Source organism: Pseudomonas inefficax (assembly GCF_032164165.1).
Taxonomy (GTDB): domain Bacteria; phylum Pseudomonadota; class Gammaproteobacteria; order Pseudomonadales; family Pseudomonadaceae; genus Aquipseudomonas; species Aquipseudomonas inefficax.
In genome coordinates this window covers 1874839-1895878 of the sequence record NZ_CP134401.1, presented here as the reverse complement: position 1 = coordinate 1895878, position 21040 = coordinate 1874839, and the positions used below count along the sequence as shown (strand labels likewise).

Here is a 21040-nt window from a genome sequence, read left to right as displayed (position 1 = left end):
CGCACCTTTTCCGTGTCTTTGTGGTAGCCCGCCTATTCGAGACTTCCTCATGTAGCAAGATCCTATCACAGATTCTGTGATAGGACGACCTTCGAGCAGTATTCTCATCTTCGCCATATGCAAAAAATTGATCAGATTTGTTTGTGTTTGGCCCGTTTGATGGAAAAAGTCGATCGGAATTCTCGGCTCTGCCTGTGCGTCGCGGTACGCCACTGCATTTAAGCGGTTATCCGTCAGGTTGGCATTTCACTATGTGTGATGTGACCTCATTTGACTGTGTTGACTCGTGATCTGATTTCTGAGATAACACCTCCACGGCATCGTGTGCCAAGAGATCTACCCACGTCGAACGGGTCGTTGAACAACAAATGGGAGCTGGTGATGACGAAAGAAGGTAAGCCAATCAAGGTAGGTGTCGACATCGGTGGTACGTTCACTGACGTCGCCATGGAGGTCGGTGAGGCGCTGCACTCCACTAAGGTGTTGACGGACTACAGCTTCCCAGAGGCTGCGATCGTGAAAGGCATCCGTCAGGTTGCTGAGAGCGCTGGTGTTCAGCTTTCTGAAATCGACACCGTCATTCACGGTACTACTCTCGCTACCAACGCCCTTATCGAGCGGCGCGGTGCCAGAACCGCATTCATTACGACTCAAGGGTTCCGTGATGTGATCGAGATGCGTACTGAAAGCCGTTTTGAACAGTACGACTTGAATATCACCCTCCCGGCGCCACTGGTTCCCAGGAACGAACGTTTTGTACTGAACGAGCGCATTGCGGCTGACGGTAGTGTGTTGCAGCCTCTCGATCTGGCGGAGGTTGATGAGCTTTGTGATCGGATCATTGCGGCCGGGTACGACAGTGTGGCGGTCGGCTTTATCCACTCCTACATCAACGCTGATCACGAAAAACAAGTTCGTGATCGTCTTTTGGCTAAAAAGCCTGACCTGAGCGTCTCGATCTCTGCTGAGGTTTCGCCTCAAATGCGTGAGTTCCAGCGCTTCAACACTGTGTGCGCAAACGCATTTGTTAAGCCAATTATTGCCTCTTACCTCAACCGGCTGGTCGGTCGTCTGGAAACAGAGGGTCTGACCTGTCCGGTCTTTATGATCCATTCTGGCGGAGGGATCATCAGCGTCCAGACCGCCATCGAGTACCCAGTGCGGTTGTTGGAGTCGGGCCCAGCTGGCGGCGCGATCTTCGCGGCGCACGTAGCTACGCGTTACGGCATTGATCAGGTGCTCTCCTATGACATGGGTGGCACCACCGCTAAGATTTGTTTGATCGAAGGTCAAGTTCCGAAGACCTCGAAGACTTTCGAAGTTGCTCGCACCTATCGCTTCAAAAAGGGCAGCGGCATGCCTATCTCGATCCCTGTGATCGAGATGGTTGAAATCGGTGCAGGTGGTGGCTCCATTGCGAGCGTCGACGCAATGCGTCAGATCCGTGTGGGGCCTCACAGTGCCGGTTCGGAGCCAGGCCCAGCCTGCTACGGACGCGGTGGCGAGCATCCTACTGTTACAGATGCCGACCTGCTGCTTGGACGTCTCGATCCGAATGAATTTGCTGGCGGCTCCTTCAAGCTGATCACTGAAGCATCAGCATCCGCAATGCAGCGTGACCTCTGTGATCGTCTGGATATCGACGGCCCTACTGCGGCTTTCGGTATCAGCGAGATGGTCGACGAGAATATGAGCAACGCAGCGCGTATGCACGCTGTGGAAAATGGTAAAGAGCTCGCTGACTTCACCATGATCGCATTTGGTGGTGCTGCACCACTGCATGCCTCTCGTCTGTGTGAGAAGCTCGGTATTGATGAACTGTTGATCCCACCAGGAGCCGGGGTCGGTTCGGCTATCGGCTTCTTACGTGCTCCGTTTGGCTTCGAAAGTGTTCGCAGTGCCTACACCAAGTTCAGCAGTTTTGAGGCTGACCAAATCAACAAAATCATCCGCGAGCTGGTCAACGAAGCTACCTCGTTCGTGCATGCCGGCGCTCCAGACGTTCAGCCAGAGCTCGAGTGCACTGCATTCATGCGGTACGTAGGGCAGGGTTGGGAAGTGCCTGTCACTATCGACGTCCGAGAATACTCGCAAGCTGATGGCGAAGTCCTCAAGAAAGCGTTTGACGTTGCATATGAAAACTTCTTTGGCCGGATCATTGATGGCCTGGATGTGGAGATCGTGAGCTGGTCGCTGCGCGCCTCTTCTACGATGCTGCCGCCGCCACCCACCACCGTCACCGCCAAGAACAAAGCGGCTGCGGTACAGAGCGAACGTCGTATGTTCGACTCCCAAGATGGCGTCTTCCACCAAGCCTCCATCGTTGCTCGCTCGAGCATGCAGCCCGGGGATTGGGTTGCTGGCCCAGCAGTGATCACAGAGCGCGAAACATCGACCATTATCACCGCGAGTCGCGAAGTCATCATGCAGGCGGATGGCTGCTTGCTGGTTCGTGCGAAGAAGGCTTAAGGGAGCGTTATCATGACTAATATTGCCAATCTCTCTGAAGTACATCAGCAGATCATGTGGAACCGCCTGATTTCCGTCGTGGAAGAACAAGCGCTCACGCTCATCCGTACTGCCTTCAGTACCAGCGTTCGTGAATCCGGCGACCTTTCTGCAGGCGTGTTCAATCGTGCAGGTGAAATGATCGCCCAGGCGGTCACTGGCACCCCAGGGCACGTTAATGCCATGGCTGAGTCGGTAGGCCACTTCATTCGTGACATCGGCGTCGAGAGTATTCACGAGGGTGACGTCTATATCACCAACGACCCTTGGAAAGGCACTGGCCATCTGCATGACTTCACGGTTGTTTCGCCAAGCTTCCGTGGTGGGGAGCTCGTGGGCTACCTCGCCTGTACCGCGCACGTAGTAGACGTGGGTGGTCGTGGTTTTGGCCCTGACGCGAATGAACTCTACGAAGAGGGCATTTTCATCCCGATCATGAAGTTCGCTGATCGTGGTGTTGTGAATCGTGACCTCATCAATATCATCCGCAACAACGTTCGCGAAAACGACCAGGTTGTGGGCGACATTTACTCACTTGCTGCCTGTAACGAAATCGGCCATCGCCGCTTGATGGAGATGATGGACGAATTCGCTCTGTCTGATCTTGAGTCTCTCGCAGACTTCATTTTCAAGCGAAGCTACGATGCAACCGTGGAATGTCTGGCGAAGCTGCCCAAGGGTAGCTATGACAACTTGATGCGTGTCGACGGCTATGATGCTCCGATCGATATCGCTGTGCGGTTGGAGGTAGAGGGCGATCATATTACTGCTGATTTCGCCGGTACCTCAGGCCCTAGCCCCAAGGGAATTAACTGCCCGCTGATCTATTCGGCAGCCTATGCCTGCTATGCGATCAAATGTGCAATTGCGCCTGAGATTCCGAACAACCATGCTTCTCTGAAGCCCTTCCGCATCGTCGCTCCGACTGATTGCATCCTGAATGCGCAGCGTCCAGCTCCTGTATCGGTACGCCATGTTCTGGGTCACTTGGTGCCGGATGCTGTGCTTGGTGCAATCCACAAAATGCTGCCTGGCGTAGTACCTGCAGAGGGCGCAGGTGCTCTGTGGAACCTGCATATTAGCGCGCGTCCTCTCCAAGGCGCTCAGGCACCATCGGATGGTGGTCAGCGTGCAGAAGTACTGCTCTTCAACAGCGGTGGTATGGGGGCTCGACCTGAATTGGATGGCCCTAGCGCTACTGCTTTCCCTAGTGGCGTTCAGTCCATGTCGATCGAGGCAACGGAGCACGTGGGCCCGGTTATCTTCTGGCGTAAAGAGCTGCGGAACGGCTCGGGTGGCGCAGGGCAGTTCCGTGGCGGCCTTGGTCAAGTCGTGGAAATCTCTCCTAAGGCTGGTCATGAGCTGTACTTCAACGCGATGTTTGATCGTGTCAAGAACGCTCCACGTGGTCGAGAGGGTGGGGAGGATGGTGCGCCGGGTTCGGTGCGACTCGATGACGGTACTCAGTTGGCCGCCAAAGGTCGCCAATACGTTCCTGCGGGACGTCGTTTGATCCTTGAACTTCCTGGTGGTGGTGGGTACGGCCCGGCCTCCAAGCGCAGCCCGGAATTGGCTCAGATGGATGCTGATTTCGACTACCTCGGCTGATCTTGCTCGCAGATGCCGGGGGCCAGCTTAGGGCCTCCGGTATCATCTGAACGTGGAGTGTTTCCAGATGAATTACGAGAACCGTAAGGCCGCCGGTATCAAGGCATCCCCCAGCATGGCAATCGCGATGGCAGCAAAAGCTCTTCGGGCTCAAGGTCGAGACATTATCGATCTTTCCCTTGGTGAGCCTGATTTCGAGCCACCTCAGCATGTAGGTGAGGCTGCCTCCGCTGCTGTGCGTGAGGGTCGCATTCGTTATGGCGCTTCTGCCGGGACGGAGGCGATTCGGAAAGCTATCGCAGACAAGTTTAAGCGAGACAACAATCTCGTTTATGGTCTAGATGAAATTACCGTCGCTAATGGTGCCAAGCAGATCTTGTTTGACGCGTTCTTAGCAACACTTGAGCCCGGTGATGAAGTAATCATTCCTGCTCCGTGCTGGGTTTCCTATGGTGACATCGTCGCCTTGAATGGCGGTAAGCCTGTGTACATCCAGTGCGGCTCCGAGGCTGGATTCAAAATCACCCCTGAAGTTTTGAGCGGTGCGCTGACATCGCGTACGCGCTGGGTTATGTTCAATTCGCCATCCAATCCAACGGGCGCAATTTACTCACGTGAAGAGTATCAAGCCTTGGGTGATGTGCTCGTCGACCACCCTAATGTGCTTGTACTTTCTGATGAGATCTACGAACACATCATTCTAGGCGAACAGCCTTTCGTCTCGTTTGGTGAAGCTTGTCCAGAATTGCGTGATCGTACGCTCATTGTTAACGGGGTGTCCAAAGCCTATGCCATGACCGGGTGGCGAGTAGGTTACGCTGCAGGGCCGAAGGGGCTTATTTCAAGCCTCAATAAGATGCAATCCCAGACCGTTACTTCTGTGTGTGGAGTGGCGCAAGCGGCAGCGGTAGCAGCACTCAATGGTGATCAATCATTTGTTGACGCCGCTGCTGCAAAGTTCAAGCACAGAGCTCAAATTGTCACTAGGGGGCTGGCTAACATTCCTGAATTGGAATTTGTTGCGCCTGCGGGAGCTTTCTACGCGTTTATTGGTGTTTCAAAATTGATTGGCCGTCGAACCCCAGCGGGCGATCTTCTTAATACTGATAGCGCAGTTGCAGGTTACTTGCTGGAGAGTTTTGGTCTTTCCAGCGTTCCTGGCGAAGCATTTGCCTCTCCCGGCTTTATTCGTCTCTCCATTGCAGCTTCAGATGAGGAGCTGATTGGAGCTTGCGACCGTCTGGCAAAAATGGTTGCGTCCCTAGTTTGAATCACCGGCAAGGGCACTAGGTAGTGATCTGAAGAAGGACTTTCTAAGAACAGGGGCTACAGGCAGGTAGTTCTAGGTTCTGAGGATCCCGGCCGCTGATTGTTTGGCAGCACCCGTGGGTGCTGCCTTTTTTATTTGGCGGCGGCAATCTGGGCGGTCTGAGCGACCTGCAGCAGCCACCCTGCATCGACTGGCAGCATCACTCCTGTGATGGTCATAGCTTTTTCGGAACATAAAAAAAAGGCCGCTTCAGCAACATGCTCAGGTTTCACCACCGCGCGCAATGGGGGTGACATCAAGCGAGCCTTGGGATTCATCCAGGCTTGCTCCACCTGGCTTCTTAGCATCTCGGACAGCGCGCATCCTGGTGCGATGCTGTTCACTCTAATGCCAAATTGTCCGTAATCAATAGCTAGCATCTGGCTAAGTGAAAAGATGCTTTGGTTTTTATCGCTGATGGTGAAGGGTTGGGGTATTAAGGTTTCCAGAGATCCTAAATTTAGTATCGAACCTCTTCCCACATATTTCATTTCTTCCGCCAGCGCGCGGCTGGCCAATGCTGAGCTCTCATAGGATATTGTCCAGGGCCTGAGTGCTTCTGCCAGTGGGTTTTTGGAAGGTACCTTCTTCTCTGCTGCGGGACATGTCACGACGCAATCGGGTATGCCACCGAGCTCCTTGCACCTTGATATCAAAGCCCTTATGGATTCCTCGGTGGGTTCGTAGTGAACATACACACCCTGTCCTCCACGAGCAGAGATGCGATCTGCTAGCTTCAATCCCGCCTCAACCTCCTCGCTGGCTACGATCACTGTACCTCCGCCCTCAGCAAATCTGAGGCTGAGAGCCTTACCCAAATTTGAGGTGCCACCAATTATTACTGTCATCGGACGTTTCACGCATTGACCTCCGAGTTGAGTGCGTACACCGGAAAGCGCCACGCACAGAGTGCCTCAGGCCCAGGCAAGGCGGTCAGCCCAGAGAAGAAGGCTGGTCGCTTGTGAGGGGCCACCTCAATACCAAGCCCATTCATCAGATCCGCGTAGATCTAAAGATAAGATCACGCGTTAGTGATACTACCTTATTGACGAATCACTGGCTATGTCATATGTTCACTATGAACGCGACACGCACACGCGGGGCCTGACCAAGGCGGGTGTCGCGCCCCTTCTGGGGATACCTATAAGCAATGGAGAGACCTGGTATGGCCATCTTGTGCAATCGAATCCTGTTGACCGGGGCTGCTGGCGGGCTGGGTAGCCAGCTGCGGCCATTTCTGCGGGAGCGCTGCAATCATCTGAGGCTCAGCCATCTTCGTCCAATCGAGCTGGCTGACCCGAAAGAAGAGATGGCAACTCTAGATCTTGCCGATTTCTCCAAGGTGCTTGAGGCAACTCGGGATGTAGATGCGATCATCCACATGGGGGGAATCTCGAAGGAAAATACCTTTGAAAGCATTCTTCAAGGCAACATCAAAGGCATGTATAACGTCTATGAAGCTGCTCGCTTGAATAATGTCAAGCGTATTATCTGGGGCAGCTCAGTTCATGCCGTTGGCTACCATAAGCGCACTGATGTCCTTCAGACCGACTGCGTTACTCGCCCCGACAGCCTTTACGGAGTCTCCAAAGTCTTTGGCGAAGGACTTGCTCAGTACTACTTTGACAAGTTTGGTATTGAAAGTGTAACCATTCGAATTGGTTCCAGTTTTCCTGAGCCGAGCGATTGGCGAATGCTGTCGACTTGGCTCAGCTACAGCGACTTGAAGCATCTAATCGAACGTTGCTTGATCGTTCCGAAGGTCGACCACACTATAGTCTTCGGCTGCTCCAATAATGATCAAAGCTTCTGGGATAACAGTAAAGTCGGCTATTTGGGTTATAAGCCTAAGGACAATGCTGAAGATTTTCGCTCAAAGCTTGAATCCAGTGTAACTAAACCACCGTACGATGATACTGTCATCACCTACCAGGGCGGCGCGTTCGTGGCCGCTGGCCATTTTGAGGATAAGTGAGCTTCCCATGAGAATTTCAACACTTGGCCCGCTCTCGACGCAGCCCCGGCAAAATCATTATGATGTGGTAATAATTGGTGGTGCAGTGAGTGGGAGTTCAACCGCTTACTGGCTGGCCATGAACCCTGATTTCAAGGGGTCGGTGCTGGTTATCGAAAAAGATTCCCAGTACCAGTTTTGTGCCACTACGCTTTCGACCAGTGCTATCCGTCAGCAATATTCTAATCCAATCAATGTGAAAATCTCCCAATTCGGCGTCGAATTCATTCGGGATTTCCATAATAACGTTGAAGTAGACGGCGAGGCCCCAGACATCGGCTTCCACGAGAATGGCTACCTTTTCCTGGCAACAGAGGCAGGGCTTGACGTCATACGGGAGAACACACAGGTTCAGCAGGAGAATGGCGCTGATACTGTGCTTTTGACCCCTGCCGAAATCAAGGCGCGTTTCCCGTTTATCAATGTGGATGACTTAGCTGGTGGGAGCTGGGGCCGTACAGGCGAGGGATGGTTTGACAGTTATGGCCTCCTCCAAGGCTTCCGTCGTCGCGCGCGCTCCTTGGGTATGGAGTATGTCAACAACGAAGCGGTTGGCTTGGTTCGGAATGGTGATCGGATTGAAGGTGTGAAGCTAAAAACCGGAGAGATTATCGAGTGCGGAGCAGTAGTGAACGCTGCAGGAAGTTTTGGGCCTACCGTGGCAGATTGGGCGGGTCTGTCGATTCCTGTTGAGCCGCGTCGACGCAGTATTTTCATTTTCTCCTGTCCCACGCCTATTACTCAAAAAATGCCAAACGTCATTGACCCATCCGGGGTCTTCTGTCGTCCTGAAGGCTCAATGTTCCTCTCGGGTGGAGTTCCCGATCCAGATGTAGCCGTTTCACCGACGGATCATGACGTCGCCTATAACGAGTTCGAGGAGCAGATCTGGCCTAACATGGCTCATCGTATCCCTCAATTCGAAGCGATTCGTCAGGAAAACTGTTGGGCTGGGCATTACGACTACAACGTCCTGGATCACAACGCAATTGTTGGCCCGCACGATGAAGTGAAAAACTTCTACTTTGCAAACGGTTTCAGCGGTCACGGATTACAGCAGTCCCCTGCTGTCGGAAGGGCATTGAGTGAGCTCCTGATCTACGGCCAGTTTAAGACCTTGGATCTTTCGCCGCTGGGGTACGGCCGGGTTGCGCGGAATGAGCCTTTCTTGGAAAAGGCAGTGATCTAATATCAGCTGGTATAAAAAGAGCGCCTAATGGCGCTCTTTTTTATACCTTAAATTACTGTAGTTATGCTGCTGCAGTGATGATAATTTCAACGAGCATGCCAGACTTGGCCATACGCGCTTGGCCAGTCGATCGGGCTGGTGCGTTTTCCTTATCAACCCATGCATCCCAGACTTTATTCACTTCGTCAAAATCACGCAGATCATCCAGCCAGAGGATTGCACTCAAAATCTTGGATTTATCTGTGCCAGCCTGTGCCAGTAGGCGATCGATCTTGTTCAACACTTCCAAGGTCTGTTGGGTAGCCGACTCACCTGGGGTGCCGACCTGACCTGTCAAGTAAACCACACCATTGTGTTTGACGGCGTGGTGGATGCGGGTGTCGAAGTCATAGCGCTGAATGTCACTCATGGTACGTCCTTAGCTAAGTATGTGATCAGATGACGCGTGTGCGCCCCCGTCAATGAGCATATCATTATCTCGATGTGGTTTAGAATAGATATGATCACCTATTGACTTCGTGGCTTAACAGGAGTTAACTAGGATCATCGGTGCCGGGCTGCATTGGATCACGAGTCATCAGACATGGTGGATCAGATATGATTTCTCAAGCTTTCCGCGCGATTAGCCCTCTGGAGGCGTGGTCGCTATCACATAGATGGAGTGTTTCCCTTCCGAAAGGGAAGCTAAATTTGGTTGCTCCTGTGCCCGTGCTGCTGCCATGGAGGCGTCTATCTTGACGTCTTACAGGCTGTGACAGCCATTTGAACCCTAAGCACATATTTCTGCTGTGGTGCTGAGTGTTGGCACGTCAGTTGAAGTGTCTTGTTAATAAATAAGAGTTCCGGGCGTTCATAAAATGGGATCGATTGAACAATTGCCTTCTATGCAGGAGAGGCTTCGCAATGCGGCTTTGGATCTTTTCAGCGCGAATGGTTTCCAGTCGACAAGCATGCGCGATCTCGCTAGCCAAGTGGGTATCCATGCTGGCTCCTTGTATAGTCATATACGTAGCAAGCAGGATCTTCTCTTCGAAATCATTGAAGAGGCAGTAGATGACTTGGTGACCGAGTCTGTTTATCAAATTTCAAAAGAAAAGACGTTTGAAGGCAAGCTGCGAAAGTTTGTTGAGACTTATGTTTCTGTTTGTACGGCGGAGTGGAAAAGTCTTGATTTGTGGAACAGGGAGGCGCCAAATCTTTCTGAAACCCAAAGGCTACGTATCGGGGAGCTGCAAGCCGGTTACGTGGCTTGTTTGAGTCAATTGATTCTGCGTCATCCAAAGTGTAACAATATTTCAGTCTCGCTTTTAGAGACCTTGACTACTTGTATAATTGGTATGCTTCACGCATTGCCGATTCAAAGTTATCAGAAAAGCGGTTTGGCTCCAGATAAATTAGTTAGTTACGGTGTGTGCATAATTCACGGAGCAGTCATTGCTGCCGGGAGCTCGGCAGCCTCTCGGTAGATTTTTGGTCTACTGGGCATCTCATACTAATGCACGTCACGCCAAGCTAGGATGCTTAATTTGGGGCGCAATTCAGTGATGAGTTATCAATCATGTGTTTATTGCCAGCGCTTCACCCGCTGGTGTTACATTGTGTTCCAGATCTTTTCCAGGGCAGGGGTTTGGATCTGTGGGATCATTATGGCGTTCGGAGTTGTATTTGTTATCTGTCTGTTGTTCAGCTTGGGCGTGGTACTTACACTGGATGTGGCTTCCACCTGGTGAATCTCCTCAGCGCCTTGCGTGGGGCGTAGGATGTCCAAGATGCCTTGCAATCAATCAGCAGCCTCCTGAACGACAAGTGTCTTAAGGATCTTGTATCTGCGCTGCTGCCTGCTACATACTGGCTGCCATCTCGGTGAATCCACGCGCTGCATGCCGATTCTCCCACTTTGCGAGAAGCTGGACTCTGCTGGAGAGTTACGCCGACTACGTAATCTGCTCCTGATTTCAACGTATTTTGTACGCTTAATAGTAAGACCCACACGCTACCCTGTGTGAGGCTGGCCATAATTATGTTTCATAAGACGTGGGTGCGTTTGGTAGAAATTAGCTATCGGCGGTGAAGCCTACCGCCGATAGCCGTCTTTCTAGTATTATTGCGGGCCCAATTTGTTCATCAACACTGCAAGCATCTCGCATTCGTCAGCGCTGAGGTCAGTCAATGGGGTGCGTACCGGGCCTGCATCGTAGCCGGCGATTTTTGCTCCCGCCTTGACGATGCTTACGGCGTACCCCGGCTTCCGGTTGCGAATGCTTAGGTACGGAAGGAAGAAGTCGTCGATTAATTTGGCGACAGTTGTGTGATCATCGTTAGCAATTGCGTGGTAAAAATCCATTGCTGTTTTGGGAATAAAGTTAAACACCGCTGACGAGTATACAGGCACACCCAACGCTTTATACGCTGCAGCGTATACTTCAGCGGTGGGCAGTCCCCCCAGGTAGCTGAAGCGTTCGCCAAGCCGGCGGCGTATCGACACCATCAGTTCAATGTCTCCTAAACCATCTTTATAGCCAATCAGGTTCGGGCAGCGCTCAGACAGGTGCTCAAGCTGTACGGCATTTAGGCGGCAGACATTGCGGTTGTATACAACAACGCCGATTTTTACCGATTTGCACACAGACTCAACGTGAGCTGCCACACCATCCTGTGCTGCCTCAGTGAGGTAATGCGGTAGCAACAACAGCCCTTTGGCACCTAGCCTCTCTGCCTCTTGGGCATATTCGATAGCTTGTCGGGTAGAACCGCCCACGCCAGCGAGGATTGGGACTGAACCAGCACAGGTTTCGACAGCGGTTTTAATCACTTGGCTGTATTCGCTGGCCGCCAGTGAGAAAAACTCACCCGTACCGCCAGCGGCAAACAGTGCGGTGGCTCCGTAAGGGGCAAGCCACTCAAGGCGCTTGATGTAACCAGTTTGGTTGAAATCGCCTTGCGCATCGAAGTCCGTAACGGGAAACGACAACAAGCCATGATTCAGAATTGATTGCAGTTCGATCGGGTTCATTGGAGTGCCTATCCTGCTTGTCGAGTGGAGGTTGAATCACTGTGTGCAAGAGATACGTTACCGCAGTTGTTGTGATAATACCATGCCTATCTGTGTGCGATCTCTGTCGCTTCGCCCGGGTCGAGGAGGGAGGGGGCTATGTGCCTCCAGCCTGATGGCGCTGTGCCGGTCGGCTCCAGTGGCACGAAGGTGTTGCTCTGGCGGATCTAACTGACTGGTGGCGTGATTACGCAGCGTTTGGTTTTAGGCTCTGTACGAGAAGAGATGTCGCAAACACCGCGTGGAATAAGCCATAGAGACCATGGCGGCATAGCTTTTCGCGAGCTTGTCGAAGCGTGTGACGATGCGGCGATTCTCTTTCAGCCAGCCAAACATGCGTTCGATGATATTGCGCTGTCGGTATTTGGGCCGATCAAACAGTCTGGGTAAGCCTGGCTTGGGCTTGCGCTTCATCGAGCGCAGCGGGATGACGGGCTGCATTCGGTATTGGTCGCAGTAGCGGCGAAGTGCCTCGGCGTTGTAGCCCTTGTCGGCAAGCAACCATTTGCAGCGCTTGCGCGGGCGGCCATTTTGGCTCGATGGCATGCTGACCTCGTCCAGCAATGGCTGGGCATAGCTGATGTCACTGGCTTGACCGCCAGAGAGGAGGAAGCGCAACGGTGTCCCGTTGGCGTTGCAGCGCATATGGATGTTGGTTGTCAGTCCGCCACGGCTGCCTAAAGCGTGATCGGCAGGCTCGTCAGGCCCCCTTTTTTCCCGGCACCAGAAGAGGCTCGGGTTGCGCATACAGCGGTTGAGTCGATCATCCAGGTTTGCAGATCGATCAGGCCTTGCTCATTCAATCTCAGATGCAAGCGTTTGAGCTTCTGATCGAACGTGCCCTGGTTTCGCCAACCCCGGAACTGCTGATAGACCGTTGACCATGGGCCGAAGCGTTCCGGCATATCTCGCCCCGCAGCGCCTGAACAAAGCACCCAAAGCACGCCATCGAGCATCAGCCGGTCGTTCAGGCGTGGCCTCCCTCGACCATGAGTTTCGATGAAGAGATCGGAGACCACATCCCAGGCCTCGTCCGAGAGTTCGTAACGCTTTGCCATCACAGAATTCCTTTCCATCGATGGCGTGGGACTCTACAGAAACTCAGCGTTCGAGGGGTGGCGATTGGGTTTGTCGGGATTTCGTACAGAGCCTAGTGTGGTGTTTCACTCCTGCTCCTGATGTATTCAGTACATCAGACAGTTTTTGTCCGCTGCTCAGGCGTGCAAGCAGATCAGGTTCTGCAAGATCCGATGCCAGCGCTCTGTCCACCACATCAGTCAAATCTTCCGCAGGTAGCACCAACACTCCATTATCATCTGCTAGCACCATGTCACCTGGGTTTACGACAATCCCTCCACAGGACACTGGAACGTTGTATGCGCTTTTGTCTTCTCCTACCAGTTTGGTGGTGAGTTGAGTCGTGCCCCGAGCGAAGACCGGCAGTTGGCATGCACGCAACTCATTCAGGTCAGTTACTACGCCATCGACTACGATCCCCGCAGCACCGGCACATCGGGCCGCAAATTGCGTTACTGCACCGATACAGGCGTGGTCATGGTCGTCGGCCATGTCAATCACTAGCACATCGCCAGGGTGTAAACTAATCAGGGCCTGGTTGACTGCGCAGGCATCTGCTTGGGCAACACGCAGGGTTACAGCGCGTCCTACGATGCGACCGCCAGGCACCATCGCACGGATGGCATAGTTGACGAATCCGTTCTCCAGAAAATGGCCTAGGGTAGCGAAACTGACCTCACGAAGCTTCGCAGTCAATGATTGTTCATTCATTGCGATCGCTCCATTTCGATTAGCTCGGCGATGCAGTCAATTTCCAAGCTGACTTCCCAAAGCTGTACACATACCGTGGTGCGTGCAGGTGGCGCATGGCCAAGGATTTCCTTGTACACCTCGTTGAAGGGCACCAGTTGATCGGGGTCTGTCAGGTAGGCGTTCATCTTGACGATGTGGGAAAGGCTGGAACCCGCCGCTTCGAGGATCGCGGCCAGGTTGGCGAAGGTCTGCCTCACCTGGTCTTTGAAGCTTTCGGGTTGTTCTTCCAGGCTGCCCAGCGATGGGATCTGGCCGGCGGTGAACACAAGGTGGCCGCTGACCACGGCTTGGGAGTAGGGGCCCACTGGGCTGATGGTGCCTGGGGCACGGTGGATGCGTTTCATTGATAACTCCTTGAAGCGAAAGTGTGCCGCCGGATCGCCGGCAGCACTGGGTCAGAGATCAGAAAAGCGCCAGGGTGTAGCTGACGATGAGTCGGTTCTGTTCTTGGTTGGGGTCGATCTCGGAGTGCAGCAACCCGTGGCGCCAAGCCAGGCCGAGGCCTTTGAGCGCGCCGTCCTGCACGACATAGTCCAGGCCTATATCTCGCTCCCATTCGCTCGCGTCATTTCCGCTGGTGGTGCGGATGTCGTCACCCTTCAGGTACATCAGGGAAAACTTCAGGCCGGGTATGCCGGCAGCGGTGAAGTCGTAGCTGTACTGGACGAACGCGGTACGCTCGCCCGCTCGGTTGAAGCTCGCGAGCATCCGGTCGGTGTAGAGGTAGACACTGGCACCGCCTGCGCCCTTGCCGCTGAGGGAACCCTGGTTCGGCTGGACGAAGTTGCTTCCATCCGACACCGCCTGATAGCCGGCCATGAGCGCGTGGCCCTGGACGGAATAGGTCAGCGCGGCACTCCAGGTATGGTTATCGATCTTGCCGTCACCGTCCTCGGTGTAACCGCCCACGCGGTATCCACTTGCGCGACCAGCAGCAGAGTCGTTGGCTCCATCGGCGAAGGTACGGAAGTAGCGCAGGTCAGTCCGCAGCGATTGGCCTTCGGATAGCGCAAGCGTGTGGGTTAGGCCTACGAAGTGCTGGGTGTAATAGTCCTCAAGATTGGCAACGTAGTATTGCGCCGTAAGTTGCTTGCCGATCCGGTAGTCGCCACCCGCGAACAGGAACTGGTCGCTCTCACGGCTGCCGCCGGCTACGGCCAATCCAGTACGGTCACTGGAGGCACGGCCCGTAGCACGGTTGAGGCGCCCGCCGGTAAGGGTCAGGCCATCCAGGTCGGTTGAGGTGATCTGGGCCCCCTCGAACGTCTGGGGCAGCAGGCGCCCATCGTTGTAGGTCAGTACCGGCAGCTTGGGCATCAGCGTGCCGTATCGCAGTTCGGTGTTGGCGACTTTCAGCTTGGGTGTCAGGCCCAGGCGGCCCCACTGTTGAGCTGCTCCCGAGCCGTCATCTGGAATCATGCTGCTGCCTCGGTGGCGACCATCGCCGCTATCTAGCGTCGCGCCCATCAAACCCAGTGCATCCAGGCCGACCCCAATTGGCCCATCAGTAAAGCCGGATTTGAAGTCGAGAACGAAGGCTTGGGCCCACTCTTCGGTATTGCTCTGGCCCAGGCTGCCGGCCTGATCGCGAAAGTCGTTGTTGAAGTAGAAATTGCGCAGGCCAAGGTTCGCATGGCTGTCGCCCACCAGATCGGCTTGTGCAAAGGGGGACAAGGCGAAAACGCCTGCACTCATCAGGTATTTATTCATCTGGAAACTCTTCAAACGGAAGTAGGAAACACTCGCCTGGTTGGCGAGAGAAACTCGGGCGTTCAGCCCGGAATTACTGCCGTGCTTGGTCGATATCCCGTTTGAAGGTCTCAGTGAGTAGGAGCAGCGCGATCAGAGAAACAACGGCTGAGCCGATCATGTACCAGGCAATCGATGAGCCTTTGCCAGTCCACGACAGCAATGCGGTGGTAACCAGAGGCGTTGCGGCGCTTCCGAGCAGGCCGGAAAGCATGTAGCTGATCGACAGGCCCGAGTAACGAACTCGAGTGCCGAACAACTCCGCGAGGAATGTGGCGATGGGGCCGTAGTTGGCCGCGAATGCCGTCATCATCAGCATGTAACCGGCGAACGCCAGGCCGAGAGCTTTGGAATCCATCAGCCAGAACATCGGGAAGGCCACGAGTGCCTCGGCGATGATCCCGCCGATGATGATCGGCTTGCGGCCAACCTTGTCGGAGAGGGCGCCGAAGAACGGCAGCATAGCGATACAGGCAGCGCAGGAAACCAGCACTACCGTGAGCATTTCGCCACGTGTGAAGCCCAAGGTCTGAGTGCCGTAGGTCAGGCCGAAGGCCACGATGAGGTTGTAGGAGGTGCCAGTGGACATGGTTGCCACACCACCCAGGACTACCTGCTTCCAGTATTTGCGGAACACCTCGAACAGCGGCACTTTGACTTGGCTGCCTTTGTTCTCCACCGCTTTGAACGACGGTGTCTCATGGATGTTGAGGCGGATGTACAAGCCCAATCCGATCAGCAGAACGCTGAGCAGGAACGGCACACGCCAGCCCCAATCCAGCAGCTGCTCGTTGGTCAGCGTGGTGGCGAACATCAGGAACACGAGGTTGGCCAGCATCGTCCCTGCCGGTACGCCGATCTGAACCCACGAGCCGTAGAGTCCGCGTTGATGCTTTGGCGCATGTTCCACCGCCATCAGCACGGCGCCGCCCCATTCTCCGCCCAGAGCCAGGCCCTGGATGATGCGCAGTGTAAGCAGCATGATCGGTGCCCAGATGCCGACCGACTCATAGCTCGGCAACAGGCCGATGGCGAAGGTGGCCGCACCCATGGTCAGCAACGAGATGAGCAGCATCGACTTTCGGCCCAGGCGGTCACCGAAGTGACCGAAAAGCGCGGCGCCGATCATCCGGGCGCCATAGGCTGAAGCAAAGGTGCCGAAAGCGAGGAGGGTGCCTACCAGGGGATCAAAGCCTGGGAAGAAGATCTTGTTGAATACCAGGGCCGAGGCCGTGGCGAAGAGGAACAGGTCATACCACTCAACGGTGGTGCCGATCACACTGGCGACCGCGACTTTTTTCATGTCGGCGGTGCGTTGTGGTTGCGCGCTGGCAACCTCGGTGTACGCAGGGCTGGTCATTGCCATTTTCTCCCGAAAGATGGGTTCTGGTTGTTATTGGCAGCTGAAGGCGGAGCGGCTATTTCTTGTTTTTGGGTAAAGCGTTCCCGTGGGCCCAGCTTTCTTGAATTGGCTGGGCGCCTGGGTGGATCTGGTTAAGTCAGCGTCTGTCGGCGCGGGTCAGCACGGCGTTGAGCAGTACGTCGCAGCCCATGGTCACGTCGTTGGGCAAGGCGTCTTCGGCTTCGTTATGGCTCAGGCCGCCGACGCAGGGGATGAACACCATGGTGGTTGGGCAGTGGCGGGCCAGATGAATCGCATCATGGCCGGCGCCGCTGACGATTGGCTGGTACGGATAGCCCAGGCCTTCGATGGCTTTGCGTACTGCATCGATGCAGGCCGGATCGAAAGGCGTGGCCGGGCTCAGCCAGTGGCGGTTGATCTGAACCTCCAAACCACGCTTGGTGGCGATCTGGTCGATGAGTGCCCGGGCGCGGGCTTCCATGTCAGCGATGGCGGCGTCTTCGTGATGGCGAAGGTCGAGAGTGAATGCCACGTGGCCAGGGATGGTGTTGCGGGAAGAGCGGGCGATCTGCAATTGGCCAACGGTAACGAGACCTTTGGGTGCGAAGTCGCGTGACAGTTGCTCCAGTGAGGTGATCATTTCACCTACGCCGAACAGGGAGTCGCGTCGCAAGGGCATTGGCGTGGTGCCTGCGTGAGCGGCTTGGCCACTGATCTCGATGTCTAGCCAGCAAATCGCTTGTCCACCCGTGACCAATCCTACGGGCAGGCCGGCGTCCTCCAGGATTGGGCCTTGCTCGATGTGCGCTTCGAAGTACGCGTCGAACTCACGGCCCAGGGGAAGCTCACCTGCGTAGCCGGTTTGTTCCAACGCTTCGGCAACGCTGACGCCTTCAGCATCGAGGCTGGACAGCGCTTGCTCGAGGGGCAGCTCGCCCGTGAACACCGCCGATCCGAGCATGGCAGGAGTGAAACGAGCGCCTTCTTCGTTCGTCCAGACCGCGATTTCCAATGGGCGCTCGAGCTGCAGGCCTTTGTCCTTAAGGCTGCGTACCACTTCCAGGCCGGCAAGCACGCCGTAGATGCCATCGAAGCGACCGCCCTTCGGTTGGGTGTCCAAATGGCTGCCCATGACCACAGGAGGCAGGGCGTCATTGCGACCTGGCAGGCGCGCGAATAGGTTTCCGATGGCATCAACATGGATGCTCATTCCGGCCTCGCGGCACCAGCATGCGAACAGCTCGCGTCCGTCTCGGTCTTCTTTCGACAGTGCCAAGCGGCAGTTGCCGCCTTTGGCGGTTGGGCCGACCTTGGCCATGTCCATGAGGCTGTCCCACAGCCGTGTGCCATTGCATGTATGCATGATGTGAATCCTCAAACAGGCGGTGGGATCAGTATCCGAGCGCGGGGTCTACTTGGTTCAGGAGTGGTTCAGCACAGGCCAGACGCCGAGCGTTCTCGGCAACTTGCTGGGCGATACAGTCGTGGGAAGCGCATGAGGCCATGTGGGGTGTGACGACGATTCCCGGCGTGTTCCAGAGGCGGCTGTCCAATGGCAGCGGCTCTTTCTCGAACACATCGAGAAGCGCACCGCGCAGTCGGCCACCGTTGACGGCGTTGATCAGGTCATCCACCTGCAGGTGCTGCCCTCGTCCGCAGTTGATCACTGCCGCGTTTGGCGCCAAGGCTTCAAAGGTCTTCTGGCAGAGGATGCCGCGAGTGGCATCGGTCAATGGCAGCAGGTTGATCAACAGGTCGAGACCATCCAGGAACTGATCGAACTCCGCTGGGCCTGAGAATGTGCGCACGCCGCTCAGCTGTCTGGCACTCCTCGACCAACCTCGGACAGCATATCCAGCCTCGGCCAACTCGCAGGCAATGGCACCTCCAAGGGAGCCGAGCCCCATGACGCCGATGTGGTATTCACCAGCGAGGCGTTGAGGATGACGTTGCCATACCTGTTGCTTCTGTTGGGCAAGTGCTCGGTCGAAGTCCCGGTGGTAGTGGATGACCGCCCAGCGAACATACTCCGCCATGCCTTGGCGGTGAGCTGGGTCTACGACTCTGCACACTGGCAATGCTGGCTGGCTCGGGTCGTTGGCCAGGTGATCAACACCTGCAGCCACCGAGTGGATCAGCTTCAGATTGGGTAATGCGCTGAGGCTGCCTACGGGAGGGAACCAGCATGCGGCTACCTGTGCCTCCTGGGCTGCGGGATCGTTGGCCAGCACTACGCGTAGCTGGGGAGCACTGCGAGCGAAGGCAGACTGCAGTTGGCCCAAAAGTGCCTGGTCAGTTGAAAGCAGTACCAGCGGTTTCATGAACAGTACGACTCGCGTTGGTGTTCGATCAAGGTCAGGGCGGCGTTCCAGCTCAGGCTGATGATTTGCGCTGACTCGTCGCGTTGGAACTGCGCGGCGGTGTGGCGGCAGACTTCTTCGCTGGGGTAGATGAGTTTGCTGCCGCCGGCCAATGCCTGTACTTGCGCCTGGCAGGCGCGCTCCAGGAAGTGAATCTCATGGAAGGCCTCGGCAACACTGGCGCCGCCGGCCAGCAGGCCGTGGTTTCGCAGGATCATTGCTTTGTGGGTACCGAGGTCGGCAACGAGGCGCTCGCGTTCGTCCAATGACAGGGCGATGCCTTCATACTGGTGGTAGGCCAGCTTTTCGTAGAACTTCAGCGCATGCTGGCTAATCGGTAACAAGCCGTTTTCCTGAGCTGACACCGCAATGCCTGCGGCAGTATGGGTGTGGATCACGCAGTGCATGTCTGGGCGTGCCATGTGGATTGCTGAGTGGATCACGAAGCCAGCCGCGTTCACCCGACGTTCGCCAAAGGCCTGGTCAACCACATTGCCATGTTGGTCGATGCGTACCAGATCACTGGCGCGCATCCGGTCAAAGATCACTCCGTACTGGTTGATCAGGAAGTGATGCTCAGGCCCAGGAATACGCAGGGTGATGTGGGTGTCGATCAAATCGGTCATGCGGAAGTGCGCAACCATCCGGTACAGCGCGGCCAGTTCGCAGCGTGCCTGCCATTCGACATCGCTAATGTTGTGCGGCTTGCTCATGAAAACTCCTGATTTAACGAGCGATGACGGGGGTGGGTTGCTGCTGCTCGCCACGCAGGCGAGAGAGACCACAGACGCCGATCAAGGAAAGCGTGGAGAGCGTGGTGAAGAACACGGCGAGTGGCAGCCACTGGCCGGCGAAGCGGTCGGCCAGCAACGTGCCGATGATCGGCGTGCTGCCCCCGGCGATTGCGCAAATCAACTGGTAGGCCAGGGAGATTCCGGAGTAGCGTAGGTGAGCAGGGAAGGCCTGTGTCATGTAGCCGGCGATCACCGCATACAGTGCCGAGAGTGTGACCACTGCCATAGCGATGCCGGCTGTCATCAACACCAGGTTTTGGGTGCCGACCAGCATGAACATGGGGTAGGGCACGACCATGCACAGCAGGGCTACCAGCTTGAGGAAGCGACCTTCGCCAATGCGTTCAGCCAGCAGCGCGGCCAGTGGCTGGGTCAGGAACTGCAGGATGGTCACCAGGAACAGGCAGTCGAGGATGGTTGCTCGAGGGATACCCTGGTAGGTGGTGACGTAGGTGATCATGAAGGTGTTCGTGAAGAAGAAGCCGGCGGAGCCGATCGTTACCGCGAGAGCGGCAAACAGGATCTGCCTCCAGCAGTCACGTACCACTTCAAGCACCGGGTATTTGACGACCTCTTGCTTGGCCTTGGCGGCTTGGAATTCAGGGCTTTCCTCGACGCCGAAGCGGATAGCCAGGCCAGCCAGCATCAGGACGCCGCTGGCCAGGAACGGCAGACGCCAACCCCAGCTCAGGAACTCTTCGGGCTCCAAGGAAGACACCAGGCGGAATGCGATCAGCGCGAGCAGCAGACCAGCCGGGCTGCCGAGCTGAGCGAACGAGGCATAGAACACTTTGCGTTTGGCCGGCGCATGCTCGCTGGCCATCAGGACGGCACCACCCCACTCACCACCTACGGAGATCCCCTGGACAATCCGCAGGGCAATCAGTCCGATGGGGGCCCAGATGCCTACACTGGCGTAGCTGGGTAGTAGGCCGATGCCTGTGGTGGCCAAACCCATCAATACCATGGTTACCAGCAGCATTTTTTTACGGCCCACGCGATCGCCTAGATGGCCAAACACCATGCCTGCCATTGGCCGGGCGATGAAGCCCACAGCGAAGGTGCCGAAAGCCGCCAGGGTGCTGAGCAATGGATTGCTGCTGGGGAAGAACACCTGACCGAGCACAAGTGCAGCCGCCGTGGCGTAGATGTAGAAGTCGTAGAACTCGATGGTGGTACCGACAAATGCGGCAGCCGCCGCTCGGCGTGGTTGATTGGACGTGTGCATGCAAGGCCCTTCTTAGAGTTATAGGCAGGTGGGCAG

The 21040-nt window shown here is 55.6% G+C and carries 18 protein-coding genes; 6 read left to right on the top strand and 12 right to left on the bottom strand.

The genetic code is table 11. The annotated features are described in order from the left end of the window. Window positions 1-357: 357 nt before the first annotated feature. The 3 genes from RIN61_RS08485 (at window position 358) to RIN61_RS08475 (ending at window position 5386) form a co-directional block, all read left to right on the top strand. A complete protein-coding gene (locus tag RIN61_RS08485; protein ID WP_313856709.1) occupies window positions 358-2469 on the top strand; it encodes a hydantoinase/oxoprolinase family protein in 2112 nt (703 codons plus the stop codon). Between the two features lie 12 nt (window positions 2470-2481). After that, window positions 2482-4116 (top strand): hydantoinase B/oxoprolinase family protein, encoded by a 1635-nt coding sequence (locus tag RIN61_RS08480; protein ID WP_121162237.1) that lies wholly within the window; start codon window positions 2482-2484, stop codon window positions 4114-4116. Between the two features lie 67 nt (window positions 4117-4183). Beyond that, window positions 4184-5386: a pyridoxal phosphate-dependent aminotransferase gene (locus RIN61_RS08475; protein WP_121162235.1), complete on the top strand. Its 1203-nt coding sequence runs from the start codon at window positions 4184-4186 to the stop codon at window positions 5384-5386. A 131-nt stretch (window positions 5387-5517) separates the two neighbouring features. On the opposite strand, the gene RIN61_RS08470 is transcribed toward RIN61_RS08475, so the two are convergent. Then, the gene (locus RIN61_RS08470) at window positions 5518-6285 is read right to left on the bottom strand and encodes an SDR family NAD(P)-dependent oxidoreductase (RefSeq protein ID WP_147429988.1); all 768 of its coding nucleotides are present in this window, start codon (window positions 6283-6285) and stop codon (window positions 5518-5520) included. 305 nt (window positions 6286-6590) lie between these two features. Here RIN61_RS08470 and RIN61_RS08465 point away from each other — a divergent pair, with 305 nt between their 5' ends. Then, on the top strand, window positions 6591-7400 hold the full coding sequence (locus tag RIN61_RS08465; protein WP_121162231.1) for an NAD-dependent epimerase/dehydratase family protein: 810 nt from the start codon (window positions 6591-6593) through the stop codon (window positions 7398-7400). Window positions 7401-7407: 7 nt separating this feature from the next. Next, entirely contained in the window at window positions 7408-8628 is a 1221-nt protein-coding gene (locus tag RIN61_RS08460; RefSeq protein ID WP_121162229.1) for an NAD(P)/FAD-dependent oxidoreductase, read from the top strand. 61 nt (window positions 8629-8689) lie between these two features. Here the strand turns inward: RIN61_RS08460 and RIN61_RS08455 are convergent, their stop codons facing one another. Next, the gene (locus RIN61_RS08455) at window positions 8690-9037 is read right to left on the bottom strand and encodes a RidA family protein (protein WP_121162227.1); all 348 of its coding nucleotides are present in this window, start codon (window positions 9035-9037) and stop codon (window positions 8690-8692) included. Between the two features lie 448 nt (window positions 9038-9485). Here RIN61_RS08455 and RIN61_RS08450 point away from each other — a divergent pair, with 448 nt between their 5' ends. After that, complete coding sequence (locus RIN61_RS08450) at window positions 9486-10094, top strand: TetR/AcrR family transcriptional regulator (RefSeq protein ID WP_121162226.1); 609 nt, start codon at window positions 9486-9488, stop codon at window positions 10092-10094. 635 nt (window positions 10095-10729) lie between these two features. Here RIN61_RS08450 and kdgD read toward each other — a convergent pair. The 10 genes from kdgD to RIN61_RS08400 all read right to left on the bottom strand — a co-directional run bounded on the left by kdgD (window position 10730) and on the right by RIN61_RS08400 (window position 21004). Continuing rightward, the gene (gene kdgD, locus RIN61_RS08445; protein WP_121162224.1) at window positions 10730-11641 is read right to left on the bottom strand and encodes a 5-dehydro-4-deoxyglucarate dehydratase; all 912 of its coding nucleotides are present in this window, start codon (window positions 11639-11641) and stop codon (window positions 10730-10732) included. 243 nt (window positions 11642-11884) lie between these two features. Continuing rightward, a protein-coding gene (locus RIN61_RS08440; protein ID WP_121162222.1) for an IS5 family transposase occupies window positions 11885-12738 on the bottom strand; the annotation gives its coding sequence in 2 pieces (ribosomal slippage) (window positions 11885-12394 and window positions 12397-12738; 852 coding nt in all). A gap of 43 nt (window positions 12739-12781) precedes the next feature. Continuing rightward, complete coding sequence (locus RIN61_RS08435) at window positions 12782-13468, bottom strand: RraA family protein (RefSeq protein ID WP_313856697.1); 687 nt, start codon at window positions 13466-13468, stop codon at window positions 12782-12784. Further along, window positions 13465-13854, bottom strand: a complete 390-nt coding sequence (locus RIN61_RS08430) for a RidA family protein (protein ID WP_121162218.1) — start codon at window positions 13852-13854, stop codon at window positions 13465-13467. Before RIN61_RS08430 ends, RIN61_RS08435 begins: the two co-directional genes overlap by 4 nt. Before the next feature lie 58 nt (window positions 13855-13912). Continuing rightward, window positions 13913-15220: an OprD family porin gene (locus RIN61_RS08425; protein ID WP_121162216.1), complete on the bottom strand. Its 1308-nt coding sequence runs from the start codon at window positions 15218-15220 to the stop codon at window positions 13913-13915. A gap of 73 nt (window positions 15221-15293) precedes the next feature. Further along, a complete protein-coding gene (locus RIN61_RS08420; protein WP_121162214.1) occupies window positions 15294-16619 on the bottom strand; it encodes an MFS transporter in 1326 nt (441 codons plus the stop codon). Window positions 16620-16758: 139 nt separating this feature from the next. Then, window positions 16759-17985: a Zn-dependent hydrolase gene (locus tag RIN61_RS08415; RefSeq protein WP_121162212.1), complete on the bottom strand. Its 1227-nt coding sequence runs from the start codon at window positions 17983-17985 to the stop codon at window positions 16759-16761. 28 nt (window positions 17986-18013) lie between these two features. Then, the gene (locus RIN61_RS08410; RefSeq protein ID WP_121162210.1) at window positions 18014-18943 is read right to left on the bottom strand and encodes a 2-hydroxyacid dehydrogenase; all 930 of its coding nucleotides are present in this window, start codon (window positions 18941-18943) and stop codon (window positions 18014-18016) included. Continuing rightward, window positions 18940-19695 carry a class II aldolase/adducin family protein gene (locus tag RIN61_RS08405; protein WP_121162208.1) on the bottom strand — a complete coding sequence of 252 codons (756 nt, stop codon included), beginning with the start codon at window positions 19693-19695 and terminating at the stop codon, window positions 18940-18942. Before RIN61_RS08405 ends, RIN61_RS08410 begins: the two co-directional genes overlap by 4 nt. Before the next feature lie 13 nt (window positions 19696-19708). Next, the gene (locus RIN61_RS08400) at window positions 19709-21004 is read right to left on the bottom strand and encodes an MFS transporter (RefSeq protein WP_121162206.1); all 1296 of its coding nucleotides are present in this window, start codon (window positions 21002-21004) and stop codon (window positions 19709-19711) included. Between the last annotated feature and the right edge of the window lie 36 nt (window positions 21005-21040).